The 22,586-nt window shown below is 33.3% G+C and carries 18 protein-coding genes; 10 read left to right on the top strand and 8 right to left on the bottom strand.

Annotated features, from left to right (window positions below):
- The first annotated feature begins 52 nt into the window (after nt 1–52).
- Nucleotides 53–1,285, top strand: a complete 1,233-nt coding sequence (locus IUY40_RS11185) for an MFS transporter (RefSeq protein WP_195736954.1) — start codon at nt 53–55, stop codon at nt 1,283–1,285.
- A gap of 244 nt (nt 1,286–1,529) precedes the next feature.
- Here the strand turns inward: IUY40_RS11185 and IUY40_RS11180 are convergent, their stop codons facing one another.
- The 4 genes from IUY40_RS11180 to IUY40_RS11165 form a co-directional block, all read right to left on the bottom strand.
- Nucleotides 1,530–2,561, bottom strand: coding sequence for an asparaginase (locus tag IUY40_RS11180; RefSeq protein ID WP_195736953.1), 1,032 nt, complete (start codon nt 2,559–2,561; stop codon nt 1,530–1,532).
- The gene (locus IUY40_RS11175; protein WP_195736952.1) at nt 2,551–3,687 is read right to left on the bottom strand and encodes a 1-acyl-sn-glycerol-3-phosphate acyltransferase; all 1,137 of its coding nucleotides are present in this window, start codon (nt 3,685–3,687) and stop codon (nt 2,551–2,553) included. The genes IUY40_RS11180 and IUY40_RS11175 overlap by 11 nt, the downstream gene beginning before the upstream one ends.
- Nucleotides 3,688–3,752: 65 nt before the next feature.
- Complete coding sequence (locus tag IUY40_RS11170) at nt 3,753–4,532, bottom strand: TatD family hydrolase (protein WP_195736951.1); 780 nt, start codon at nt 4,530–4,532, stop codon at nt 3,753–3,755.
- Nucleotides 4,533–4,813: 281 nt separating this feature from the next.
- Complete coding sequence (locus tag IUY40_RS11165) at nt 4,814–5,545, bottom strand: tetratricopeptide repeat protein (RefSeq protein ID WP_195736950.1); 732 nt, start codon at nt 5,543–5,545, stop codon at nt 4,814–4,816.
- Between the two features lie 315 nt (nt 5,546–5,860).
- On the opposite strand from IUY40_RS11165, the gene IUY40_RS11160 reads away from it, so the two are divergent.
- The 3 genes from IUY40_RS11160 to IUY40_RS11150 all read left to right on the top strand — a co-directional run bounded on the left by IUY40_RS11160 (nt 5,861) and on the right by IUY40_RS11150 (nt 8,958).
- Nucleotides 5,861–6,298: a retropepsin-like aspartic protease gene (locus IUY40_RS11160; protein ID WP_195736949.1), complete on the top strand. Its 438-nt coding sequence runs from the start codon at nt 5,861–5,863 to the stop codon at nt 6,296–6,298.
- Between the two features lie 220 nt (nt 6,299–6,518).
- Nucleotides 6,519–8,042, top strand: coding sequence for a T9SS type A sorting domain-containing protein (locus IUY40_RS11155; RefSeq protein WP_195736948.1), 1,524 nt, complete (start codon nt 6,519–6,521; stop codon nt 8,040–8,042).
- Nucleotides 8,043–8,244: 202 nt separating this feature from the next.
- Nucleotides 8,245–8,958: an inclusion body family protein gene (locus IUY40_RS11150; RefSeq protein WP_195736947.1), complete on the top strand. Its 714-nt coding sequence runs from the start codon at nt 8,245–8,247 to the stop codon at nt 8,956–8,958.
- A gap of 162 nt (nt 8,959–9,120) precedes the next feature.
- On the opposite strand, the gene odhB is transcribed toward IUY40_RS11150, so the two are convergent.
- Together odhB and IUY40_RS11140 are read right to left on the bottom strand one after the other, a co-directional pair.
- A complete protein-coding gene (gene odhB / locus IUY40_RS11145) occupies nt 9,121–10,347 on the bottom strand; it encodes a 2-oxoglutarate dehydrogenase complex dihydrolipoyllysine-residue succinyltransferase (RefSeq protein WP_195736946.1) in 1,227 nt (408 codons plus the stop codon).
- Between the two features lie 101 nt (nt 10,348–10,448).
- Entirely contained in the window at nt 10,449–13,220 is a 2,772-nt protein-coding gene (locus IUY40_RS11140; protein WP_195736945.1) for a 2-oxoglutarate dehydrogenase E1 component, read from the bottom strand.
- A gap of 115 nt (nt 13,221–13,335) precedes the next feature.
- Between IUY40_RS11140 and IUY40_RS11135 the strand changes: the two genes are divergently transcribed.
- Nucleotides 13,336–13,887 (top strand): hypothetical protein, encoded by a 552-nt coding sequence (locus tag IUY40_RS11135; protein WP_195736944.1) that lies wholly within the window; start codon nt 13,336–13,338, stop codon nt 13,885–13,887.
- A gap of 87 nt (nt 13,888–13,974) precedes the next feature.
- Here the strand turns inward: IUY40_RS11135 and IUY40_RS11130 are convergent, their stop codons facing one another.
- Together IUY40_RS11130 and IUY40_RS11125 are read right to left on the bottom strand one after the other, a co-directional pair.
- Nucleotides 13,975–14,337: a hypothetical protein gene (locus tag IUY40_RS11130; RefSeq protein ID WP_195736943.1), complete on the bottom strand. Its 363-nt coding sequence runs from the start codon at nt 14,335–14,337 to the stop codon at nt 13,975–13,977.
- An 84-nt stretch (nt 14,338–14,421) separates the two neighbouring features.
- Entirely contained in the window at nt 14,422–15,396 is a 975-nt protein-coding gene (locus IUY40_RS11125; RefSeq protein ID WP_195736942.1) for a polyprenyl synthetase family protein, read from the bottom strand.
- Between the two features lie 210 nt (nt 15,397–15,606).
- Here IUY40_RS11125 and IUY40_RS11120 point away from each other — a divergent pair, with 210 nt between their 5' ends.
- From IUY40_RS11120 to IUY40_RS11100, 5 genes are all read left to right on the top strand, one after another.
- Entirely contained in the window at nt 15,607–16,077 is a 471-nt protein-coding gene (locus IUY40_RS11120) for a YceI family protein (RefSeq protein ID WP_195736941.1), read from the top strand.
- Between the two features lie 97 nt (nt 16,078–16,174).
- A complete protein-coding gene (locus IUY40_RS11115) occupies nt 16,175–16,774 on the top strand; it encodes a TetR/AcrR family transcriptional regulator (protein ID WP_195736940.1) in 600 nt (199 codons plus the stop codon).
- Nucleotides 16,775–16,795: 21 nt separating this feature from the next.
- Nucleotides 16,796–18,166 carry a TolC family protein gene (locus IUY40_RS11110; RefSeq protein ID WP_195736939.1) on the top strand — a complete coding sequence of 457 codons (1,371 nt, stop codon included), beginning with the start codon at nt 16,796–16,798 and terminating at the stop codon, nt 18,164–18,166.
- A 4-nt stretch (nt 18,167–18,170) separates the two neighbouring features.
- Nucleotides 18,171–19,241 carry an efflux RND transporter periplasmic adaptor subunit gene (locus tag IUY40_RS11105; RefSeq protein ID WP_195736938.1) on the top strand — a complete coding sequence of 357 codons (1,071 nt, stop codon included), beginning with the start codon at nt 18,171–18,173 and terminating at the stop codon, nt 19,239–19,241.
- 23 nt (nt 19,242–19,264) lie between these two features.
- On the top strand, nt 19,265–22,441 hold the full coding sequence (locus tag IUY40_RS11100; protein WP_195736937.1) for an efflux RND transporter permease subunit: 3,177 nt from the start codon (nt 19,265–19,267) through the stop codon (nt 22,439–22,441).
- Nucleotides 22,442–22,586 lie beyond the last annotated feature (145 nt).

Genomic DNA, 22,586 nt, shown 5'->3' with positions numbered 1-22,586 from the left:
ATTTTTCTAATGAAATCATAATCCCGAACTTTGTAAAAAATTATTCAGCATCATGTTTAAAGCCTTAAAATCAAAAAACTTCAAATTATTCTTTTACGGACAATCAGTGTCTGTAATTGGCACATGGCTGCAAAAAACAGCTGTGAGCTGGATGGTTTATAGTATAACTGGTTCTGTTTTTTTATTAGGGTTGACCACTTTTTTAAGCATGATTCCATCTTTATTTCTTGCTCCTTTGGCTGGAAGCATTATTGGCCGTTACGACAGACACCGCAGTATAATTATCTTGCAATCTTTGGCAATGTTACAGGCTGGTGCATTGGCTCTGCTTATTTATCTAAAAATATACAACATCAACTTTATTTTAGCATTGAGTCTTATACAGGGAATTATAAATGCATTTGATATGACTTGCAGACAAACAATGATGATTGATATTGTAGACAATAAAGAAGATTTACCAAATGCTGTAGCCCTAAACTCTACCCTTAATAATTTTGCTCGAATTGCGGGCCCTGCTCTAGCGGGGATTATTTTACATCAATATGGCGAAGACATCTGTTTTATTGGAAATTTCCTGAGTTATATTCCTGTTTTAATTTCTTTGTTAATGATGAAGTTTACTCCTCACATTAAAGCAACTGATAAACTTAAAATGCTTGAAGATTTTATTGAAGGCTGGGATTATGTAAAAAAAGAAAGAGAAATGGCGAGAATGCTATTGATGTTAATGTGCAGTAGTTTATTTGTTATCTCTTTCAATACGTTAATGCCTGTTTTTGCAAAAGATATCTTTAGTGGTAATGCTGAAACTTTTAGTTGGTTCGAAAGTGCTGCCGGTATAGGTTCTATTGTATCGGCTATTTACCTAGCCAATTTAAAAACAGCAAAAAATATGAATAAAATAATGATTGCCGCCAGTCTTTTGATGGGCTTTAGTATTATTATTTTAGCCTATTCAAACAGTTTAACAATAGCTCTTATCTGCATGGGATTAAGTGGTGTTGGAATGATGGCACAAACCTCATCGATAAATATATACATCCAAACGCAAAGTACAGTTAATATGCGTTCAAGAAGCATTAGTTATTATCTTATGGCATACCAAGGAATGATTCCTGTGGGGAGTCTGATTATTGGCTATGTTTCTCATACATTAGGAGTACGCCACACAGTTGCAATACAGGGAATAGTATGTATTATTTCGGTAATTGTTTATGTGTATTACAAAAAAGTTAGTTCGCAAGAAGAGTTTGAAACTTGTGAGGTTCGTTATAAGAATTAATAAATTCCAAAGGAAAAACGCAACCATATAAGTGATATAAGAAAATATAAGTCTGGTTTAAATAGCCTGAGCCGAAATCCTAATTATCGGCAAACTTGTCATTCTGAGCGGAGTCGAAGAACACATAAGTAACTCGACATAGTTTGTGGATTTACTCGTTCCATTCTTCGACTCCGCTCCGAATGACAATATTGGGGAAGAAGTTCGCTAAAATGAACTTAATCATTTATATGTTTAACTGAATTTAAAGAGAAATTTCTCCACGTAGTGCCGTTTCGAAAATGGTTTTAAAGTTTTCTGCTTCAATTCCACGTCCCAACAAATACATTAATTTAGTAATTGCTGCTTCGGTTGTAATGTCTTTCCCAGAGATAATACCAAGTTGTTTAAGTTCAGTACTTGTTTCATATTGTCCCATATTCACACTTCCACCTGAGCACTGCGTTACGTTTACAATATGTATGCCTGATTGAATTGCTTTTTTAATAGCATTCAGAAACCAGTCTTCTGTTGGTGCATTTCCTGAGCCATAGGTTTCCAGAACGATACCTTTCAAACCTGGAATTGCTAGTATTCCTGCAAAAACAATTTCGCTCATTCCTGGAAACATCTTAATAATAGCAACATGATTGTCTAGCTTTTTGTGAACAATCAATTTAGCATCTGTTTTTATAGGAAGAAACAAATGTCTGTTTAATTTTAAGTGGACTCCAGATTCTACCAATTCAGGATAATTTGGAGCTGTAAAAGCTTTAAAATGCTCTGCATTTACTTTAGAAGTTCTGTTACCACGGTACAATTTGTATTCAAAATACAAGCAAACTTCATTAATTACAGGCTTCCCGTCTTGCTGAAGTGAAGCAATCTGAATTGCCGTGATTAAATTTTCTTTAGCATCTGTACGCAAATCTCCAATTGGCAATTGCGATCCAGTAAAAATAACTGGTTTTGCTAAATTTTCAAGCATAAAACTCAATGCTGAAGCTGAGTATGACATTGTATCCGAACCATGCAGCACTACAAATCCGTCAAAAGAATTGTAATTCTCTTCAATTATGGTGGCAATTTCTATCCACTTATCCGGATTCATATTCGATGAATCAATAGGATTGTCATATGAAACTGTTTCAATTTCACAATCTAATTGTTTGAGCTCAGGAATTTTTTGTAATAATTTATTAAAGTTGAAGGCTTTGAGCGCTCCAGTCTCAAAATCTTTACTCATACCGATAGTTCCTCCAGTATATATTAAAAGTATTTTGGCTTTAGATGGCATCTTGATATTTTAATTTATTTACAACAGGGTTTGCATACATTGCAAGAATTCCCTGTACTGCAATTGGATTATCGCTACCGATACGCATTTCTAATCGTCGTTCAAATAATGATTTTTCGTTTTCTTTATACAAATGAGAAAACTTATCTGTTTTATTCAAGATATCGTAGGCAATATAATTAGTTGGCCACAATTTATAATTTTTCAATACCGAATCATCTATAACTTGCGCCAATGCTTGAATTTGTTTATTTCCATTATCATTTTCTGCGGCAATCAGATCAATTTCTTTATCTAGAACATCCCCAACAGAAATATGTATTCTTTTTTTAGTTCCCATGATACCACTTAAAATAGTCATGAAATCCTCATTTTTTTCTTTAATGTAAGTCTCATTATTCGCTTCTGCCATTAATTGTGGCATTTTTAGTGCATCAGTCGGGTCATATTCGTATGAAATAGAAACTGGAACTATTTTCATTTTCTTGAAATAGCTCATCAGGTTTACTTCATCCGAACCCATTCCTAACATTTTTAAAACACCTGGATTTGTAGCATCATTTCCGTCTTTAGTTCTTCCTTCACGTTGTGCAATCCAAACTGAACGGTTCTCACGAAACAATAAATGTCCGATATACTCTGATAATAGCTTTGAACTTTGTAGCATTTCTCGAGGAGAAAGTCCACGAAGAACCAGAAAGTTACGGTTTAATTTAGCCAATATATTTAAAAAAGATTTTTTAACTAAATTATCTCCAATCGCAGAAGCTGTCATTACCAAACCATGCTCAAACAAGCAAACATTTAATAATGTGGTATCTAAAAGAATGTCTCTATGATTAGAAACAAATAAATAAGAAGTATTTTTTTCAAGTTTCTCAAATCCCGAAGTGGTTAAACCTTCTGAACTTCTTTCTAAAACTTTTTGAATTGTTTGATAAATAAAATTGCATTGAAAATCACGAATAGAGTGAGTTCTCTTCAATTGTTCCTTCCAAACTTCGTCTTCTAACTCTGGAAATGAAAAATTCATCATGGCTTTCATCATCGGATGATTTGCCACATCATGAAGGGCTTCATTTACTTCTGAATCATAAAACGGTCGAATCGCATCAAATTTCTGCATTATTAATATCTATATTTAAGTGGACAAATGAACAAAAAAAAAATCAAAATATCATATGTTCTTAGTTAAATCCCAAAAACGTCTTTTGAATTTTGAGTTGTTATTGTTGCTATTTCTTCTTCGGAAACATCATATATATCGGCTAATTTTGCCACAACACTCACCAAATAACTACTTTCGTTACGTTTTCCGCGAAAAGGAATTGGTGCTAAATAGGGAGAATCAGTTTCTAATACTATATGTTTTAAATCGATATGATTAAGAAATTGATCGATTTTTCCGTTTTTAAATGTGACTACACCTCCGATTCCAAGTTTCATGTTATAAGATATCGCTTGTAATGCTTGCTCATGAGTTCCTGTAAAGCAATGAAAAATTCCAAACAAATCATCTGATTTTTCTTCTTCTAAGATTTCAAAAATTTCATCAAAAGCATCACGGCAATGAATCACAATTGGTAATTTATATTGTTTTGCCCATTGAATCTGTGTTCTAAAGGCAATTTGTTGTTCCTTTAAATGTGTTTTATCCCAATACAAATCGATTCCGATTTCTCCGACTGCATAGAATTTTCGTTTTGCTAATTCAGTTTCTACATGTTTTAGCTCATCGAGATAATTATCTTTCACGTAAGTGGGATGTAAACCCATCATTAAAAACACATTATCTGGATATTTCTGCTCCAAATCATACATTGGTTGTGTAGAAGCTGCATCGATAGCAGGAATAAAAAAACGAGAAACACCAGCATCAATTGCTCTTTGAATCATTTCACCACGATCTTGGTCAAATTCTTCTGAATATAAATGCGTATGTGTATCGGTAATAATTGTATTTGGATTCAATTGTATAATTTTAAAAGCCCAAAATTACGACAATATTAAAAACTTTCCCAATTTGATTGCAATAACCAATTTTTGTGACAAGATGGAACACAGATGAAACAGATTCACTAAAGCGAAGACACCGATAAAAATAGATTTTTCAATTCGCTATCTTAATCTCAATCTTGTCAGACTGAGGCGAAGGCGAAGTCCGCAAGTAACTCCACAAAAAAACAGCAAAGTATCTTAACTCTTTGCGAATATTTGTGTAAATTCTTTATGGCTTTTGTGGAATAACAACTCTAATCCAATTCATTCAAAAGTTCCTGTACATCATCATACCCCTCATAATCTTGAGAAATTGTCTCTAAGATTTCTTTACAGGATTTATAATCCTTTTGTTTTAATTTACTTAAAGCAAGATTCCATAATGCCTTGTCTTTATACACAGATGTTCCCGTTTTCAATTCGTTAAAAACTCCTTCGGCTTTATGAAATTCATTTTCTTGTAATAATGCTACACCATAAAAATATTGAACCTCTGGTGTTTTTATTTCTTTTAGAGTTTCGTTAAAAAGTGGAATTGCTTCTTTATACTTTCTGGCATTGAATGCGATTTCGGCTTGCTTTAAAGTAATATTTGTATCTCCTCTTTCTGTAAAAAATGCTTCGTCGGGATGATTAAAGTCTTCAAAAGTAGGATTCGAATCATAATTAATAAAGAATAAACCAATTAAAACAGCCACAGAAGTGGCAACTGCATAATACCATGGTTTTAAAGATACTACTTTAATTTTTTTCTTCTTTTTATCAAAATGAGTATTCGAAATCTGGGTTATATTTTCTTTAAATCCTTCTCTTTCTTTTTCATACCCAAATTTTGTCTCCAATTGAAGATTTACGGTTTTAAAAGTTTCAAATGCCGAAGCAAATTCTGGATTTTCGGCTAATTGTTTTTCAAAACTATTTTTTTCTTCAACAGTCATCTCTCCCTGAAGATATTGATCGAATAATATATAACGTTCTTCGTTCATGACTACTTTTTTTTAGTTTATTGAAAATGTTTGATTTAGATTAATTTTAGATTACCTCGCAAAACGTATTTTTCGATTAACTAATGTAAAAATAATCCTTAAATAAACACATACCAAATACATAATCAATATAATATTCAAGAATAACAAGAATTTTAAAATTACCCCAGAATAAAAAAAAATGACCCCTCTATTGAATATTTTTTTACATTATACACAATTGCATTTGCTAGTTAAACCAACAAATTATATGCTCTACATCATTAGTTTTTTGGCAGTAATTGGTTTATTTTTGATATTCAATCAGTACAAAAAATGGAAAACCTTCACGATGTTCTTAAAAAAGAGAAATACAAAAAAATTAAATTTAAAGTTACCAAAACACAGCACCTTTTAATAAAAGCCAAAATCAATGGCATTTCTGGTAATTTCATTCTAGATACTGGTGCTTCTAATACTTGTGTAGGGTTTGAAAGTATAGAACATTTTGCATTGGGTGCTGAAGCTTCTAAAACTAAAGCCGCTGGAGCTGGTGCAACTGGAATGCTTACACAAACGGCATCTAACAATATATTACAAATTGGATCCTGGAAAGATTTGGATTTTGCCTTGGTAATTTTTGACCTTTCGCACGTAAACGAGGCCTTACGACAATACAAAGCCAGACCTGTTCATGGCATTATCGGAGCTGATGTTTTGCTTCAAGGCAAAGCTATTATCGATTATTATAATCATTATGTATATCTGCAATAAAAAAGAGACTAAAACCTAACATCCTGATATAACTACAACCCTGATTATAATGGACTATCTACAAGAATACACTCGACTATAGAAAATCAACATATAAAAAAGCCATCGTTTGATAACAGAAACTCATTTGTTTTCAAAAATTACATCATTACAAATATACATCTAATTAACATTCAGTTTTTTAACTATATTTGTTAACGAATTTAACAAACCGATACGTATGAAAAAAACTTTACTCTATCTATTATTTTTACTTACATCCTTTAACTTCTATGCACAAGTCAGTCCTATTGTGCATTGCGATGGAAATACTTTATTTGATTTAACCAGTCGAGAACCAGAAATAATTGGAGATTTAAATCCTGCCGAAACTACAATTAGTTATCACCTTAGTAACTATGATGCTAGTAGAGACGCTTATGCAATTCCAAATCCAACTTCGTTTCAGAGTACAGGTGCATCAACTAGTGTTTATGCTCGAATTATTAATAACAGAAGTTTTACCGCTACCATAAAGTCTTTCCTTTTAAACGTTAACCGTTCTCCTCTTGTCTTAGATGGTACCACTGCCTATTCTGGATGTTACAAATCATTAATAACCTTAAATGCTTCAGGTGGCACCTTTCCATATCAGTATTCAAAAGACGGAGTTAACTATCAAATAGAGCGCTATTTTTATAATATGACACCAGGAACTCATACAATATATACCAAAGACTCAAATGGGTGCACTGCTTCGGCAACTATAGTTGTACAAGATGTAACGATTCCTCCTTTAGAAGCGAAGACACTAAATACTATGACTAGATGTAATGGTGATTCCAGCGCAGAAATAATATCATTTGTATCTGGAGGAACTCCGCCTTATAGCTGTTATATTGAAGAGAAAATGGATGCTTTAGTAAGCATGTATGAAAATAGCTATACCATTCGTAATATACCTGCTGGCATGTACAGGGTAGTTATTAAAGATGCGACGGGATGTCGTGTAATGAACCCTATAGAAGTTCAGGAACCAAAAGCACTTACAGCTACTGCTGTAATTACAGAGCAAACAATAACGGTTAATGCAACTGGCGGGTCTAATAAATACAGTTATTCTATAAATCACATGCCTTATCAGTCTAGTAATGTTTTCACAATTACATCTCCTGGCATTTATGATGTAACTATTCAAGATGAGAACGGCTGTCTTGTGTTAATATATATCACAATAGACGTACAAGCACCGCTTGTAGATGGTAAAAATGAAATCACTTTAGAATATAAATCTGGACAAACTTTAGCTGATATTATAGTTAAAGGTCAAAATATAAAATGGTACAGTACTAAAAATAGTTCGACAGGGAAAACAAGCAAAGCGAGTAAAACAACCGAAACACAATTACCCCCAACAACTGTTTTAGTAGATGGTACAACTTACTATGCTTCTCAGACTATTAATGGAATTGAAAGCAAAGAAAGACTGGCAGTAACGGTGAAACTAAATACGTTATCAACTCCTGATTTTATTCTTAGCAATTTTAAATACCATCCAAATCCTGTAAAAGACATACTAAGTATCGAAAACTCATCCGTTATTGACGAAGTAACTCTTTTTTCTGTTGCTGGAAAACGCATTTTGGATAAAAAAATAAATAACCTGCATTCAGATCTTGATTTATCTAGTGTTGCAACAGGAATTTATTTCCTTAAAGTAAAAACAGAAGGCCACGAAAAAACAATAAAGATTGTAAAAGAATAAAAAAATAATCAATCAGAATAGAAGAAGCCGTCATTTTTATTAAATGACGGCTTCTTTATTGAAAACCATACCCCTATTTTTTGAATTGTTACTCATTAATAGTTCCTTTCAACTTTTTAGTACTTCTTTACGTACTGCCCTAACACTATCATAAATGATTCTCTATCCTTAATAAAAATCTACGGCTAAATACAAGATTAAAATGCAACAAAATAAAAATCAGGTATTTATACTCTATACAGCTAATCTAGTTTGCTATAATTTTGATTTGAAATATAATAGCAGTGGAAACCGAAAAACTGAAAAAAGAGTAGGTAAAATCAAAAAAACAATCAAAATGGATTCAGAATTAAAAAACTCGCAAACACTTGATGCAGCATTAAGTAATGTTGCACAGATTACCAACATCCAAATAATCATTGACACGGATAAAATCCAGAATGACTTTCCGGGTGGAGGAAGCAAAGATTCGACAAAACCTACTGGTATAGGACACCAATATCAGTATATGGTAGCCTCTAACTTAACAGGAAGTGCAGGAAGCGGCACAGCAGATTTAGTTATTAATGCCCTTTCGGGAGATGTAGTCCGATTTAATGCTGTATCTGAATATGACAATTTTAACAATGCAGTCATAATCTATAACATACAAAAATTTGGTGGTGCAAACGTATTTAGCGATTTTACATCTAGAGTATTTAGCGCACCTGGTGTACAACCATCTGCGGGAGCGTCTCCACTTCCCATTCAAACGGTTAACACAATGACTTATTGGTTTTATCAAGCAGATGTAATCACGTCAGGAACAGAAAACTACAATATTAGTTTTGCTCTTTACACTTTAGACAGACCATCGGGCACAATGAAACTATATGGCTATTTTGTATGGGATCCAACAATTATTGTTAAAGGTTAATTATTAAAAAATTCAGCCCCAAAGACTGAAAAAATTAAAATGGCTATCTAGAACAAAAGGTTTTAGATAGCCATTTACTTTTGTAGTTTTTGATAAAATGTTTTGATAAAAAAAACCGTTTAGTAAAACTAAACGGCTTCTCAATTGAAAAATTATTATAAACTATAACTCTAATGCTTTCTTAGGATTGTTATCCATCAATAATTCAACTGGATTTTCTAATGCTTCTTTAATAGCAACTAAGAATCCTACTGACTCACGACCATCGATGATTCTGTGATCATAAGAAAGAGCCACATACATCATTGGGTGAATTTCTACTTTACCATTTACAGCAATCGGACGCTCAATAATATTGTGCATTCCTAAGATTCCTGATTGTGGTGGATTGATGATTGGTGTACTTAACATACTTCCGAAAACTCCTCCGTTTGTAATTGTAAATGTACCACCTGTCATGTCATCAACTGTAATCTGTCCATCACGTGCTTTAATAGCCAATCTTTTGATTTCTGCCTCTACACCACGGAAAGTCAAATTTTCTGCGTTACGAACCACAGGAACCATTAATCCTTTTGGCCCAGATACTGCGATTGAAATATCACAGAAATCATAAGCTACTTTATAGTCACCATCCATCATAGAATTTACGTCTGGAAATAATGCTAAAGCTCTTGTTACTGCTTTTGTAAAGAATGACATATATCCTAAACCTACACCTGCGTGTTTAGCTTTGAATGCATCTTTGTATTCATTACGTAAGTTGTTTATTGGTGTCATATTAACTTCATTAAATGTAGTTAACATAGCTGTTTCGTTTTTAGCGGCTACTAATCTCTCTGCTACTTTACGACGTAACATTGACAATTTTGTACGCTCTGAACCACGGTTCCCTCCTGTTGGAGTTCCCATAGAAGGTACTGCATTTAGAGCATCTTCTTTAGTGATTCTTCCATCTTTACCTGTTCCTGAAACTGTAGATGGTGTTATATTTTTTTCGTCTAAAATTTTTCTTGCTGCTGGCGATGGTGTCCCAGATGCATATGTTGCAACTGGTGCTGGAGCCGCTTTTGGCGCTTCTGCCTTAACTTCAGCTTTTGGTGCTTCAGCCTTTGGTGCCTCTGCTGCTGGAGCAGATCCAGATGGTTTTGCTGCACTAGTATCAATTAAGCAAACTACTGCTCCTACTGCTACTGCATCTCCTTCTTCCGCTTTTAATGTGATTGTTCCACTAGCTTCTGCTGGTAATTCAAGTGTTGCTTTATCCGAATCGACTTCAGCAATAGCTTGATCTTTTTCTACATAATCTCCGTCTTTTACTAACCAAGTTGCAATTTCAACTTCTTTTATTGATTCCCCTGGTGATGGAACTTTCATTTCTAAAATCATGTCTTATTATTTTAAATTATGAATTTTATATTTTTAAATTGTTTTGAAAACAACTTTTGTTAATTGATTTTCATTCTTTTAGCCCTGATGATAACTCCTTATTATCGGAACAGATTTTTATCAAAAACCATTCTAATTGCATCTGCATGACGACGTTTTGCACGTGTATAACTTCCTGATGCTGGTGCAGCGTAAGCTTTTAATGATGCTAATCTCCATTTTACAAGGTCAAAGTTCATTAACATAAAGCTATAAGCTCCCATGTTTTTAGGTTCTTCTTGTGCCCAAACATAATCATCAGCATTTGGATATTGTGCAATAATAGCTTTTAATTGATCTACTGGGAATGGGAACAATTGTTCGATACGAACAACAGCAACATCATTACGTCCGTTATTTTCTCTTTCTGCAACTATATCATAGTAGAATTTACCTGTAACAAAAACCAAAGTTTTTACGTCTTTTTTGTTAACTGTATTATCATCTATTGTTTCTTGGAAACTTCCTTTTGCTAGTTCTTCAACTGTAGATACACATCTTGGATCACGCAATAAACTTTTTGGAGAGAAAACCACCAAAGGTTTACGGAATGTTGTTTTCATTTGTCTTCTCAATAAGTGGAAGAAGTTAGCTGGCGTTGTACAATCAGCAACATACATATTTTGTCTTGCACAAAGTTGCAGGTAACGTTCCATTCTTGCTGAAGAGTGCTCTGCTCCTTGTCCTTCGTATCCGTGTGGCAATAATAAAACAATACCGTTTTGGTTGTTCCATTTATCTTCTCCACATGAGATATACTGGTCAATCATGATTTGTGCTCCATTTGAGAAATCTCCAAATTGTGCTTCCCAAATTGTCAATGCATTAGGGTTAGCCAAAGCATATCCGTAGTCAAATCCTAAAACTCCGTACTCTGATAAAAGTGAATTGAATACTCCGAATTTTCCTTTTTTGTCCTCGATTGCATTCAATAGGATAACTTCTTCTTCTGAATCTTCTACTTTTACTACCGCGTGACGGTGTGAAAATGTTCCACGCTCTACATCTTGTCCAGAAATACGAACATCAAATCCTTCTGTTAATAGCGAACCATAAGCTAATGCTTCTGCTGTTCCCCAGTCAATAGTATTGTTGTCGTAACCTGTTTTTCTATCAGTAACAATTTTAGTTATTTTATTGATAAACTTCTTATCTGATGGTAAGGTTGAAATTGTTTTTATGATAGAATCCAATCCTTTTTTAGCAAAAGTTGTATCAAATTTTTTCAGCATCACAACATCCGAAACTTGTTCAAATCCTTTCCATTCATTTTGCATAAACGGAGTGATGATTGTTAGATCTTTTTTACGAGACGCTTCAAGATTCACTTCCATTGTCGATTTGTATTCTTTCTCTAATGCATTTACATAAGTAGCATCGATAATACCATCTGACAATAATTTCTGTGCATAAATATCTCTTGGATTTTGATGCTTAGCAATGATTTTATATAAAACTGGTTGTGTAAAACGAGGTTCATCACCTTCATTATGACCATATTTTCTGTATCCTAATAAATCAATAAATACATCACGACCAAATTCCATTCTGTAATCTAATGCAAATGAAACGGCATGAACTACAGCTTCTGCATCATCTGCATTTACATGTAATACTGGCGAAAGAGTTACTTTAGCAACATCTGTACAATAAGTAGATGAACGTGCATCAAAGTAATTCGTTGTAAAACCAACTTGGTTATTAATTACAATATGAATTGTTCCTCCGGTTTTGTAACCTTCTAATTGTGCCATTTGTATAATTTCATACAAAATACCTTGTCCTGCAATTGCAGCATCACCGTGAACGGCGATTGGTAATACTTTTGAGAAATCGTCTGCGTAATATTTATCTTGTTTTGCTCTGGTAATTCCTTCAATAACTGCTCCAACTGTCTCTAAGTGAGATGGGTTTGGCGCTAGGTTAATATTGATATTTTTTCCAGTTCTTGTTTTTTTATCTGCAGTAAGCCCTAAGTGGTATTTTACGTCTCCATCAAAGTATTCCTGGTCGTAATCTTTACCATCAAATTCTCCGAAGATATCTTGCGTTGATTTACCAAAAATATTGGCCAACACATTAAGACGTCCACGGTGAGCCATACCCATTACAAATTGCTCTACTCCTTTTTCAGCTGCTTTTTCGATTAAAGCATCTAGAGCCGGAATAATTGATTCTCCTCCTTCTAGCGAGAATCGCTTTTGCCCAACATATTTAGTATGCAAGAAGTTTTCAAAAGAAACTGCTTGATTTAATTTATTTAGAATAACCTTTTTCTCCTCTGTAGAGAAATTAGGCTGATTGTCATTTACTCCAAGTTTATCCTGAATCCATTTTATGACATTTGGATTTCGAATATACATATACTCTACCCCAATATGCTGACAATAAATTGCCTGAAGGCGTCTCACAATATCTTGCAATGAACAAGGTGGAACACCAATTACTTTGGCAGCATCAAAAACAGTCGAAAGATCTGCTGACGTTAGTCCAAAATTTTCGATGTCTAAAGTTGGTGACGATGTTCTACGATCTCTTACTGGGTTTGTTTTAGTAAACAAATGACCGCGAGAACGATATCCATCAATCAATTTTAATACGTTGAATTCTTTTTGCAATTTTTCAGACACCAAACTACAATCGGCGTTGTTCGCTGCAAATTCAACAATTTGTTGAACTGGCGTCTCGTCGTTGTAAGTTGTCATTCCAAAATCAAAACCTTGGAAAAAACTTCTCCAGCTTGGCTCTACGCTGTCTGGATTTTGCGTGTATTGATCGTACAATTGTGCGAAAAACTCTGTATGCGCTGCATTTAAAAATGAAAACCTATCCATAATATTAGTGAATATACTTTTTGTTAAATAGAATGGCAAAAGTACGATAATCGAGTTTATTTAAACCTTTTTTTTACGTACTTTTACGTAAAAATTTGTTAAAATCCGCTTAACTATGAATAAAAATCATTTTTCAATCGTTTTCAAATCATTTTTTGTCATTTTGAGTCTATTATTTTCAAGTGGCGCATTATCGCAGCAAAAATATTATATCCCACAAAAACAAAATAATTTTTGGAACAATGTACAATTTGGTGGTGGAGTCGGATTGAGTTTTGGATCTGGATACACTGATATATCATTATTACCAAGTGCAATTTACAACATTAATCCAATTGTAGCTGTTGGTGTAGGAGCACAAATAGGATATATATCTTCTAAAAACGAGTATTCTTCTTTTCTATATGGAGGAAGTCTGATCGGATTAGTTAATCCTATTCCTGAAATTCAACTTTCGGCAGAGTTAGAACAAATCAACATAAGTACCGATTATAAATATTTTGGACAGCCTCATTTTAGTGATACTTTTTGGAACACTGCTTTATTCTTGGGCGCGGGTTACCGAGCTGGAAGTGCAACTGTTGGTATTCGCTATGACGTACTACACGATGACAAAAAAAGCATTTACAGAGAAGCTTTTATGCCATTTGTGAGACTTTATTTTTAAAAAAAGACCAAGATACAAAGGCATAAAAAAAAGGAAACAGATATAAAAAACAGTCCTAAAGAGAAAAACCTCTGAGCCTTAAAAAAACTACTTGTAGAAATTTCGAAACCAAACCTTCTGCCACTCCCTTTTTAAAATCAAAAAAGAAACTTGTTTAGCCAGAATCACTAAATCGAATCCTTCTAGTTTTTTTATTTCGGCTTCAGAAACATCTATTATATAAAGTAGATTTAAATACTCCGCAAACTTATACTGAATCATTTCGTATATTTTTTCGTGCATTTGGATTTTAAGTTCTTCTGGAGAAATACTCATCGGGAAATCAACCCCTTCATTAGCCAAATTAAAATCCTTATTAATTTGTTCGATTAAATTAAGATACAAAGCTTCTTTTTCAGCTTCCTGAAGTAGTAGATCTGTATTTTGTGGAGCTACAAACGTTTGATTCATAATATTGATTTCAGAATTAAAAGATTTAATAATAAAAAGGCTCAGAATACAAATTAGAATCTGAACTAAAACTGGTTTCTAGCTCTAAACCTTTCTCCCCATTAAGTTTTTACCAAATGTACGTAATGACAATTTCTTTTCGTCGCTAATATCCATTTTATCTAATGTTTTAAAGGCTTCGAGTGTATACATTTCTATTGCCTCTTGCGTTTCTTTTGAAGCTCCTGATGTATTAAAGATATTTTTTGCTATTTCAATTTTTTTAGAATTATCATCTGGTTGTGTTCTAAATAATTCCTTTAACTGTTTTGCAACCTCATCATCAGAATGCGCCAATGCTTTTAGATACAAATATGTTTTTTTGTTTTCTATAATATCTCCACCTACTTGTTTCCCAAAAGTTTCAGGATCTCCAAAAGCGTCCAAATAATCATCCTGCAACTGGAAGGCCAAACCTAGTTTCAATCCAAAATCATATATTAAATCAGCATTTTCATCTGATGTTTTAGCCACAATGGCACCCATTTTCATAGCTGCTGCAACTAAAACTGCTGTTTTATACTCTATCATTTTTAGATATTCGGGAATTGTAACATCGTTTCGCTGTTCAAAATCGACATCCCATTGTTGTCCCTCACATACCTCTAATGCTGTTTTACTAAATAGTTTAGCTAACTCTCTAAATGTATTTGGTTCATATTGTTCGAAATATTGATATGCCAAGATAAGCATCGCATCACCAGAAAGTATTCCAGTATTTAGATCCCATTTTTCATGAACCGTTTTTTGGCCTCTTCTCAAAGGAGCATCATCCATTATATCGTCATGCACCAATGAAAAGTTATGAAAAACTTCGACTGCCATAGCCGCAGGAAGCGCCTTACTATATGCAACATCAAAGACTTCAGCAGTCATTAATGTTAATACTGGGCGCATTCTTTTTCCGCCAAGACTTACAATGTATTCTATTGGCTCATATAAGTTTTTAGGCTCTTTACTTATAGTTTGTTTTTCTAGATAATCGACAAAGAATTCCTGGTATTGATAAATGGCATGCATAAAAATAATTTTTGGCTAATTTACGGCATTAAGCCTGCAAAGCAAACCCTAACTCTTAATGAAATGTTAAATAATTAAAAATACTTAGGAAACTATTTTGGTGTTTAGAGTTTCCAATATACATTTGCATCGAAATTTAACATAAAGATGGTCTAATCGATTCCTAACTTATCCTGTTAAATCCATTTAATTAATAAAACAGTGCTAGATATGAAAACACAATGGACAATTGATTCTGATCAATCTGATGTTTTAATCAAAATGAGACATTCAATACTTGCCTATTTGGGCGGTTCTATCAATACGTTTAATGGTCATGTCGACCTTCAAAACAATGAGATAGAAGATGCTACTATAGAATTTCATTTGGATGTAAACAATAAAGATACGAAACTAGAACAGGTAAATACATATTTAAAACTGAATGATTTCTTTGATGTAAATAAATACCCAACGATAAGTTTTAAATCGACTTCATTTCAAAAGGTAAACAAAAACATCAACTTTCTTAAAGGTGATTTAACAATAAAAGATATTACAAAGACTGTTGAACTTGATGTAGAATTAGTAGAAACCGATTACTATAAAGGCAACAAAAAAGTTTCATTTGAACTTACTGCTGACATAAACCGTAAAGATTTTGGATTAGCATATAATTCATTTAATCATAGTAACGGTTAGTTAACTGGCCAAGACATTAAACTTGTAGCAAATTTAGAATTCACAATCTAAACATTTACATCAAATTAAAGTTTTAAAATAGATTAAGAAAAACGAAATGAAAGAAAAAATTATATCAAAAGCGAGTGACTTATTCTTAAAATTAGGTTTTAAGAGTGTTACCATGGATGATATTGCCGGTGAAATGTGCATTTCTAAAAAAACGATATATAAATACTTCTGCAATAAGGAGGTTTTAATTAAAGAAAGTACTTCGTCTGTACATAGACAAGTTCATGAATTAATTAACTCAGTTGTTGCTAAAAAGCATAATGCAATTCAGGAAAATTTCGAAATACGTGAAACATTTAAAAACTTATTCCAGTCTTCAATTGACACATCTCCAATTTATCAATTAAAGAAACACTATCCTGAGATTTACACTAATTTGATGAGACATGAAATTGATCAATGCAGTCAATATTTTAGAGATAATATTACCAAAGGAATAGAACAAAAATTATATCGTGAAGGTATTAATATCGATATATATGTAAGGTTTTATTATACATTGATATTTAATATAAATGAAAATACAAGTTCCGAAAAGGAAGCTCAAAAAGCAGAATTTGAAGCTTTAGAATATCACACCAGAGCTATGGCTACTCCATCAGGAATACTAGAACTCGAAAAGCAAATACAAAAAATTAGCAATTAATCAATCAGCAATCAATAATCCATGAAAAGAATCCTATTTCTCTTTCTCTTGTCCTTTGCAATAACAGCAAATGCACAAGACACAAACAATAGCAATCTGAACAAACAAGCTGTACAGACCTTGACTCTAAAAGACGCTATTAACTATGCTCTACAAAACAAATCTGACTCTAAAAAAGCCAAATTACAAGTAGAGAATAGTGCGTATAAAATACAGGAAGTACGTTCAAGAGCCTTGCCTCAAATTTCGGCAAACGGAAATTTAACTTATAATCCTGTTATACAAACTACCGTTATTGACGGTGCTGGATTTGGAGCTCCTGGAACTACAATTCAAGCAGCTTTTGGTCAAAAATGGACTTCAACTGCAGGAGTAACATTAACTCAAAACATATTTGATCAGGCGGTATTTACAGGTTTAAGAGCTGCAAAAAGCACACGTGAATTTTATCAAATAAACGAACAGCTTACTGAAGAAGATGTGATCGAAAGAGTAGCAAATAGTTATTACGATGTATATGTGCAACGTTTGAACTTAACGGTATTAGATACTAATTACGTAAATACTACCCGAGTAAAAAACATTCTTCAAGGACAATATGACAATGGTTTAGCTAAAAAAATAGACCTAAACAGGATAATTGTAAAGCTTTCTAACATCAGTACGCAACGACAACAAGTAATCAACAAAGTTGCATTGCAAGAAAATGCTTTGAAATTCTACATGGGAATGCCGGTAGAGACCCAAATTGTAATTCCGAATACAGAATTTGAGATTACTCCGCAAGCTTTATCAGAAACTCCAAATGTTGAAAATTTAACTCAGTATTTACTTCTAAAAAAACAGGAAGAACTTTTAGTTTTTCAGAAAAAAGCAGTCCAAGCCGAATATTACCCAACGCTTTCATTAAGTGCTGGATACAATTATATAGGTCAGGGTCCAGAAATGCCTTGGTTTGCAAAACCTTCATCTGGCGTGTACTGGTCTGATTTTTCAGCTATCGGATTAAATCTGAGAGTCCCAATCTTTACAGGTTTTGGTACACGCGCCAAAGTTCGCCAAGCAGATGTTGCTATTCGTTCGTTACAAGAAGACTTAAAAGACACCAAGCTTTCGCTTGACATTGCATACAGCAATGCCATGATTCAGATGGAAAATAGCCTTATAACTATTAATAATCAAAAAGAAAACAGAGAGCTTGCGCAACAAGTATTACAGAACACAAAAAATAATTACCTACAAGGATTAGCCTCTTTAAATGATTTATTAGATGTAGAAAATGCCTATATCGAAGCAGAAAATAATTATTCATCGGCAGTGCTAGGATATAAAATAGCAGAAATTCAAGTAATCAAATCAAAAGGCCAACTAAAATCACTTATAAATAACTAAACAAATGAAAAAAACAATAATAATAACAATAGTAGTCATCATCGGAGCATTAGCATTAATAGGCTTCATTTTAACGAAGAACAAAGAAGAGAACAAAGCTAAAACCGATATTGTTGCCGAAAAAAATGCTGCCGTTTCTGTTAAAGTTTCTACTGTAAAAACAGAAGAGGTTTCATTAGATTTTGTTACCAACGGAAACTTTCAACCAATCCAGGAACTAACTTTCTCTGCCGAGAAATCAGGAAAAGTAATCACTGTTTTAGCAAAAGAAGGCGATTACGTAAAAGTAGGTCAAACTTTGTTAATAGTTAGAGGTGATGTAATTAATGTAAATGCACAAGCTGCTCAGGCTGCCTACCAAAATGCAAAAGCTGATTACATGAGATATGAAAATGCTTTTAAAACTGATGGGGTTACAAGACAACAATTAGACCAAGCAAAATTAGCTTTAACAAATGCTGAAGCGAATCTAAAACAAGCTAATATTAATGTTGGGGATACTAAAGTAAAAGCACCTATTAACGGATTCATCAATAAAAAATATATTGAGCCAGGATCTATTTTAACTGGTATGCCTGCTACTCCATTATTTGATATTGTAAATGTTTCAAAATTAAAACTAGTTGTAACTGTAAATGAAAATCAAGTAGCAAGTTTGAAATTAGGCAATACAATAAAAGTAACTGCTAGTGTATATCCTGACAAAGTTTTTTCAGGAAAAATCACTTTTATTGCAGCAAAAGCTGATGAGAGTTTAAACTTTCCAGTTGAAATCGAAATTGTAAATAATGTAAGCAACGACCTTAAAGCGGGTATGTACGGAACTGCAAATTTTGCATCAAACCAACAAAACCAAACCTTGATGGTTGTACCTAGAAATGCATTTGTAGGAAGTGTAAGCAGCAACCAGATATTTGTAGTTGAAAATGGTATTGCAAAATTAAAAAAAGTAACAGCTGGAAGAATCTTAGGTGATAAAGTAGAAATTATCAACGGACTAACTGATGGAGAAATCGTAATTACTACTGGTCAAATTAACTTACAAGACGGTAATCCAGTAGAAATTATTAAATAGTTTAAAAGCATTAAGCAAAACATATGAAATTAGCCGAAATATCCATAAAACGTCCGTCGTTGATAATTGTAATGTTTACAATTTTAATACTTGGTGGATTATTCAGCTACAGCCAATTAGGCTATGAGCTGATTCCTAAATTTGAACAGAACGTTATTACTATTTCTACTATTTATCCTGGAGCATCTCCGAGTGAAGTAGAAAACACCGTAACAAAGAAAATTGAAGATGCGATTGCATCTTTAGAAAACGTTAAGAAAATCGACTCTAAGTCATACGAGAGTTTATCTATCGTATCGATTACATTAACATCTAATGCAAAAGTTGACTTTTCTCTGAATGATGCACAACGTAAAATAAACGCTATTATAAGCGATTTACCCGATGATGTTAAAACACCAGCATTGACTAAATTCTCGTTAAGTGATTTACCAATTATGACACTTGGTGCCAACGGAAAAATGGACGAAGCAGCATTTTATGACTTAATTGATAAAAAGATTGCTCCTATATTATCTCGTGTACAAGGTGTTGCTCAGGTAAATATTATTGGTGGTGCAGAGCGTGAAATCCAAGTAAATCTTGATGCCTTAAAAATGCAAGGTTACGGACTTTCGATTCCTCAAGTGCAACAAAATATCTTGACTTCAAATTTAGATTTCCCAACAGGAAACATTCAAACTCGTGAACAAAAAATATTAATTCGTTTAGCGGGTAAATATAAAAGTGTTGATGAATTAAGAAACTTGGTAGTATCTTCTCAAAACGGAATTCAAGTTCGTTTAAGTGATATCGCCGATGTTCAGGATACGCAAAAAGTTGCAGAAAAAATATCTCGTATCGATCAAAAAAGTGCGATTATTTTACAGATCATCAAACAATCAGATGCAAATGCAGTTGCGGTAAGTGAGCAATTATTAAAAACAATTACTGTTCTTGAAAAAGATTATAAAGACAATGAATTAAAATTAGAAGTTGCAAAAGACAGTACCGTTTTTACACTTGAAGCGGCTGACTCTGTTGTTCATGATTTATTAATTGCTGTAATTCTGGTTGCATTAGTAATGTTGTTCTTCTTGCATAGTATTAGAAACTCATTGATTGTAATGGTTGCAATTCCTGCATCGTTAATTTCTACGTTTATTGGTATTTACTTTATGGGATACACATTAAACTTAATGAGTTTATTAGGATTGTCCCTTGTTGTAGGTATTCTTGTCGATGATGCAATTGTGGTTCTAGAGAACATTTACCGACATATGGAAATGGGTAAAAGCAAAATTCGTGCATCATACGATGGAACGGCAGAAATTGGTGGAACCGTTACTTCTATAACATTAGTAATTGTGGTGGTATTCTTGCCGATTGCAATGAGTTCTGGTTTGGTATCTAATATTATTACACAATTTTGTGTTACCGTAATTATTTCGACTTTATTCTCATTATTGGCGTCATTTACAATAATCCCTTGGTTATCATCTCGTTATGGAAAACTGGAACATATTGAAGGAAAGAATTTATTTGGAAGAGTTATTCTAGGTTTCGAAAGTTATTTAACTCGTTTTACAAACTGGATATCTAATTTATTAACTTGGTGTTTAGACCATTATATTAAAACCATTGCAGTAGTTCTTGTATTATTCTTTGCTTCTACTTTTGGATTATTAGGTGGAGGTTTCATAGGTGGTGAGTTTTTTGCAGCATCAGATAGTGGAGAGTTTTTAGTGCAAATCGAAATGCCAAAAGATGCTTCATTAGAGCAAACTAACTTTATGACTCAAAAAGCTGAAGCCTATTTGAAAAACGAGGAATACGTTCACAGTCAAATTACAACGGTAGGACAAACCAGTGAAGGTTTTGGAGCATCACAAGCTACTGCTTACAAAGCAGAGATAAACGTGAAGATGATTGATCAAAAAGATCGTACCGATGGTGCTTCTGTTTATGCAGCAAAAATCAAACGTAAACTAGAAAAAGTATTAGTTGGAGCAAAAGTAAAAACAGTTCCAGTAGGTATTCTAGGAACTGCCGAAGATGCTACTTTAGGATTAATTGTAACGGGACCTTCTACTGAAAGCGCCATGGCTTTTGCAAAATTAGCCGAAGCAGAATTACGTACAATTCCTGGAACAACAGAGATTAAATTAACAGTTGAAGATGGAAACCCTGAAATTAACGTTAAAGTAGACCGTGATAAAATGGCAGCATTAGGATTAACTCTTCAAACAGTTGGTTTAACCATGCAAACTGCTTTTAGCGGAAATACTGATGGTAAATATAGAGCTGGTGAATACGAATATGATATCAACATCCGATATGATGAATTTGACAGAAAAAGTATTACTGATGTTAGTAATTTAATTTTCATTAATGCAACTGGGCAACAAATAAAATTATCTCAATTTGCAGATATTACAGAAGGTTCAGGACCTAGCCAGTTAGAGCGAAGAGATAAATCGGCTTCGGTAACTGTAAAAGGACAAAACGTTGGGGTACCATCTGGAACCATTGTAACACAATGGCAAGCAAAGCTTGATAAACTAAAGAAACCTGCTGGAGTAAATTACATCTGGGGAGGTGATCAAGAAAACCAAAGTGAAGGTTTTGGAACATTAGGAATTGCTTTATTAGCCGCTATTATTTTGGTTTACCTTGTAATGGTTGGTCTTTATGATAGTTTCGTTCACCCGTTTGTGGTATTGTTTGCCGTTCCGCTTTCGTTTATTGGTGCAATGCTGGCTTTGGCCCTAACTAATAACTCATTAAATATCTTTACGATTCTGGGGATTATTATGTTAATTGGTCTGGTGTGTAAGAACGCAATTATGCTTGTTGACTACACCAATCAGCGAAGAGCTGCTGGGGAATCAATCAGAACAGCATTAATTCAGGCAAATCACGCTCGTTTACGTCCGATCTTAATGACAACAATTGCGATGGTATTTGGTATGTTCCCAATTGCATTGGCATCTGGAGCTGGAGCTGAATGGAAAAATGGTTTGGCATGGGTAATTATTGGAGGATTAATTTCTTCATTATTCCTAACCTTAATTATTGTTCCAGTAATTTATGAAATCATGGAAAAAATCATTCACAAATTCTCTAAAGGAGAAAAGATTGATTATGAGACAGAAATGGTTGCCGATTATGTACATACAGAACTAAGTGAAGACGGATTCAATCCAAAACATACACTTTAGATTACAAAATAGATTTAAACTTTAAAAACCTGTTCAGCTATCTGAACAGGTTTTTTTATTTGATTTTAACAAATAAAAAAAAATTATGTTAAAAAACTAACAATGAAATAAATTGAATCCTTGTTTTAAATTTTATTTAGAATAG

The organism is Flavobacterium sp. ALJ2 (genome assembly GCF_015594725.1).
In the GTDB taxonomy this organism is placed as follows: Bacteria; Bacteroidota; Bacteroidia; order Flavobacteriales; family Flavobacteriaceae; genus Flavobacterium.
Note: the sequence above shows the minus strand (reverse complement) of the source record. Positions and strands in the feature narration are given on the sequence as shown.

What these genes read in the sequence shown, in the direction of transcription:
- IUY40_RS11185 (WP_195736954.1), top strand. Translation starts at nt 53, where the DNA reads ATGTTTAAAGCCTTAAAATCAAAAAACTTCAAATTATTCTTTTACGGA.
- IUY40_RS11180 (WP_195736953.1), bottom strand. Translation starts at nt 2,561, where the DNA reads ATGCCATCTAAAGCCAAAATACTTTTAATATATACTGGAGGAACTATC.
- IUY40_RS11175 (WP_195736952.1), bottom strand. Translation starts at nt 3,687, where the DNA reads ATGCAGAAATTTGATGCGATTCGACCGTTTTATGATTCAGAAGTAAAT.
- IUY40_RS11165 (WP_195736950.1), bottom strand. Translation starts at nt 5,545, where the DNA reads ATGAACGAAGAACGTTATATATTATTCGATCAATATCTTCAGGGAGAG.
- IUY40_RS11160 (WP_195736949.1), top strand. Translation starts at nt 5,861, where the DNA reads ATGGAAAACCTTCACGATGTTCTTAAAAAAGAGAAATACAAAAAAATT.
- IUY40_RS11155 (WP_195736948.1), top strand. Translation starts at nt 6,519, where the DNA reads ATGAAAAAAACTTTACTCTATCTATTATTTTTACTTACATCCTTTAAC.
- IUY40_RS11150 (WP_195736947.1), top strand. Translation starts at nt 8,245, where the DNA reads ATGCAACAAAATAAAAATCAGGTATTTATACTCTATACAGCTAATCTA.
- odhB (WP_195736946.1), bottom strand. Translation starts at nt 10,347, where the DNA reads ATGATTTTAGAAATGAAAGTTCCATCACCAGGGGAATCAATAAAAGAA.
- IUY40_RS11140 (WP_195736945.1), bottom strand. Translation starts at nt 13,220, where the DNA reads ATGGATAGGTTTTCATTTTTAAATGCAGCGCATACAGAGTTTTTCGCA.
- IUY40_RS11135 (WP_195736944.1), top strand. Translation starts at nt 13,336, where the DNA reads ATGAATAAAAATCATTTTTCAATCGTTTTCAAATCATTTTTTGTCATT.
- IUY40_RS11130 (WP_195736943.1), bottom strand. Translation starts at nt 14,337, where the DNA reads ATGAATCAAACGTTTGTAGCTCCACAAAATACAGATCTACTACTTCAG.
- IUY40_RS11125 (WP_195736942.1), bottom strand. Translation starts at nt 15,396, where the DNA reads ATGCATGCCATTTATCAATACCAGGAATTCTTTGTCGATTATCTAGAA.
- IUY40_RS11120 (WP_195736941.1), top strand. Translation starts at nt 15,607, where the DNA reads ATGAAAACACAATGGACAATTGATTCTGATCAATCTGATGTTTTAATC.
- IUY40_RS11115 (WP_195736940.1), top strand. Translation starts at nt 16,175, where the DNA reads ATGAAAGAAAAAATTATATCAAAAGCGAGTGACTTATTCTTAAAATTA.
- IUY40_RS11110 (WP_195736939.1), top strand. Translation starts at nt 16,796, where the DNA reads ATGAAAAGAATCCTATTTCTCTTTCTCTTGTCCTTTGCAATAACAGCA.
- IUY40_RS11105 (WP_195736938.1), top strand. Translation starts at nt 18,171, where the DNA reads ATGAAAAAAACAATAATAATAACAATAGTAGTCATCATCGGAGCATTA.
- IUY40_RS11100 (WP_195736937.1), top strand. Translation starts at nt 19,265, where the DNA reads ATGAAATTAGCCGAAATATCCATAAAACGTCCGTCGTTGATAATTGTA.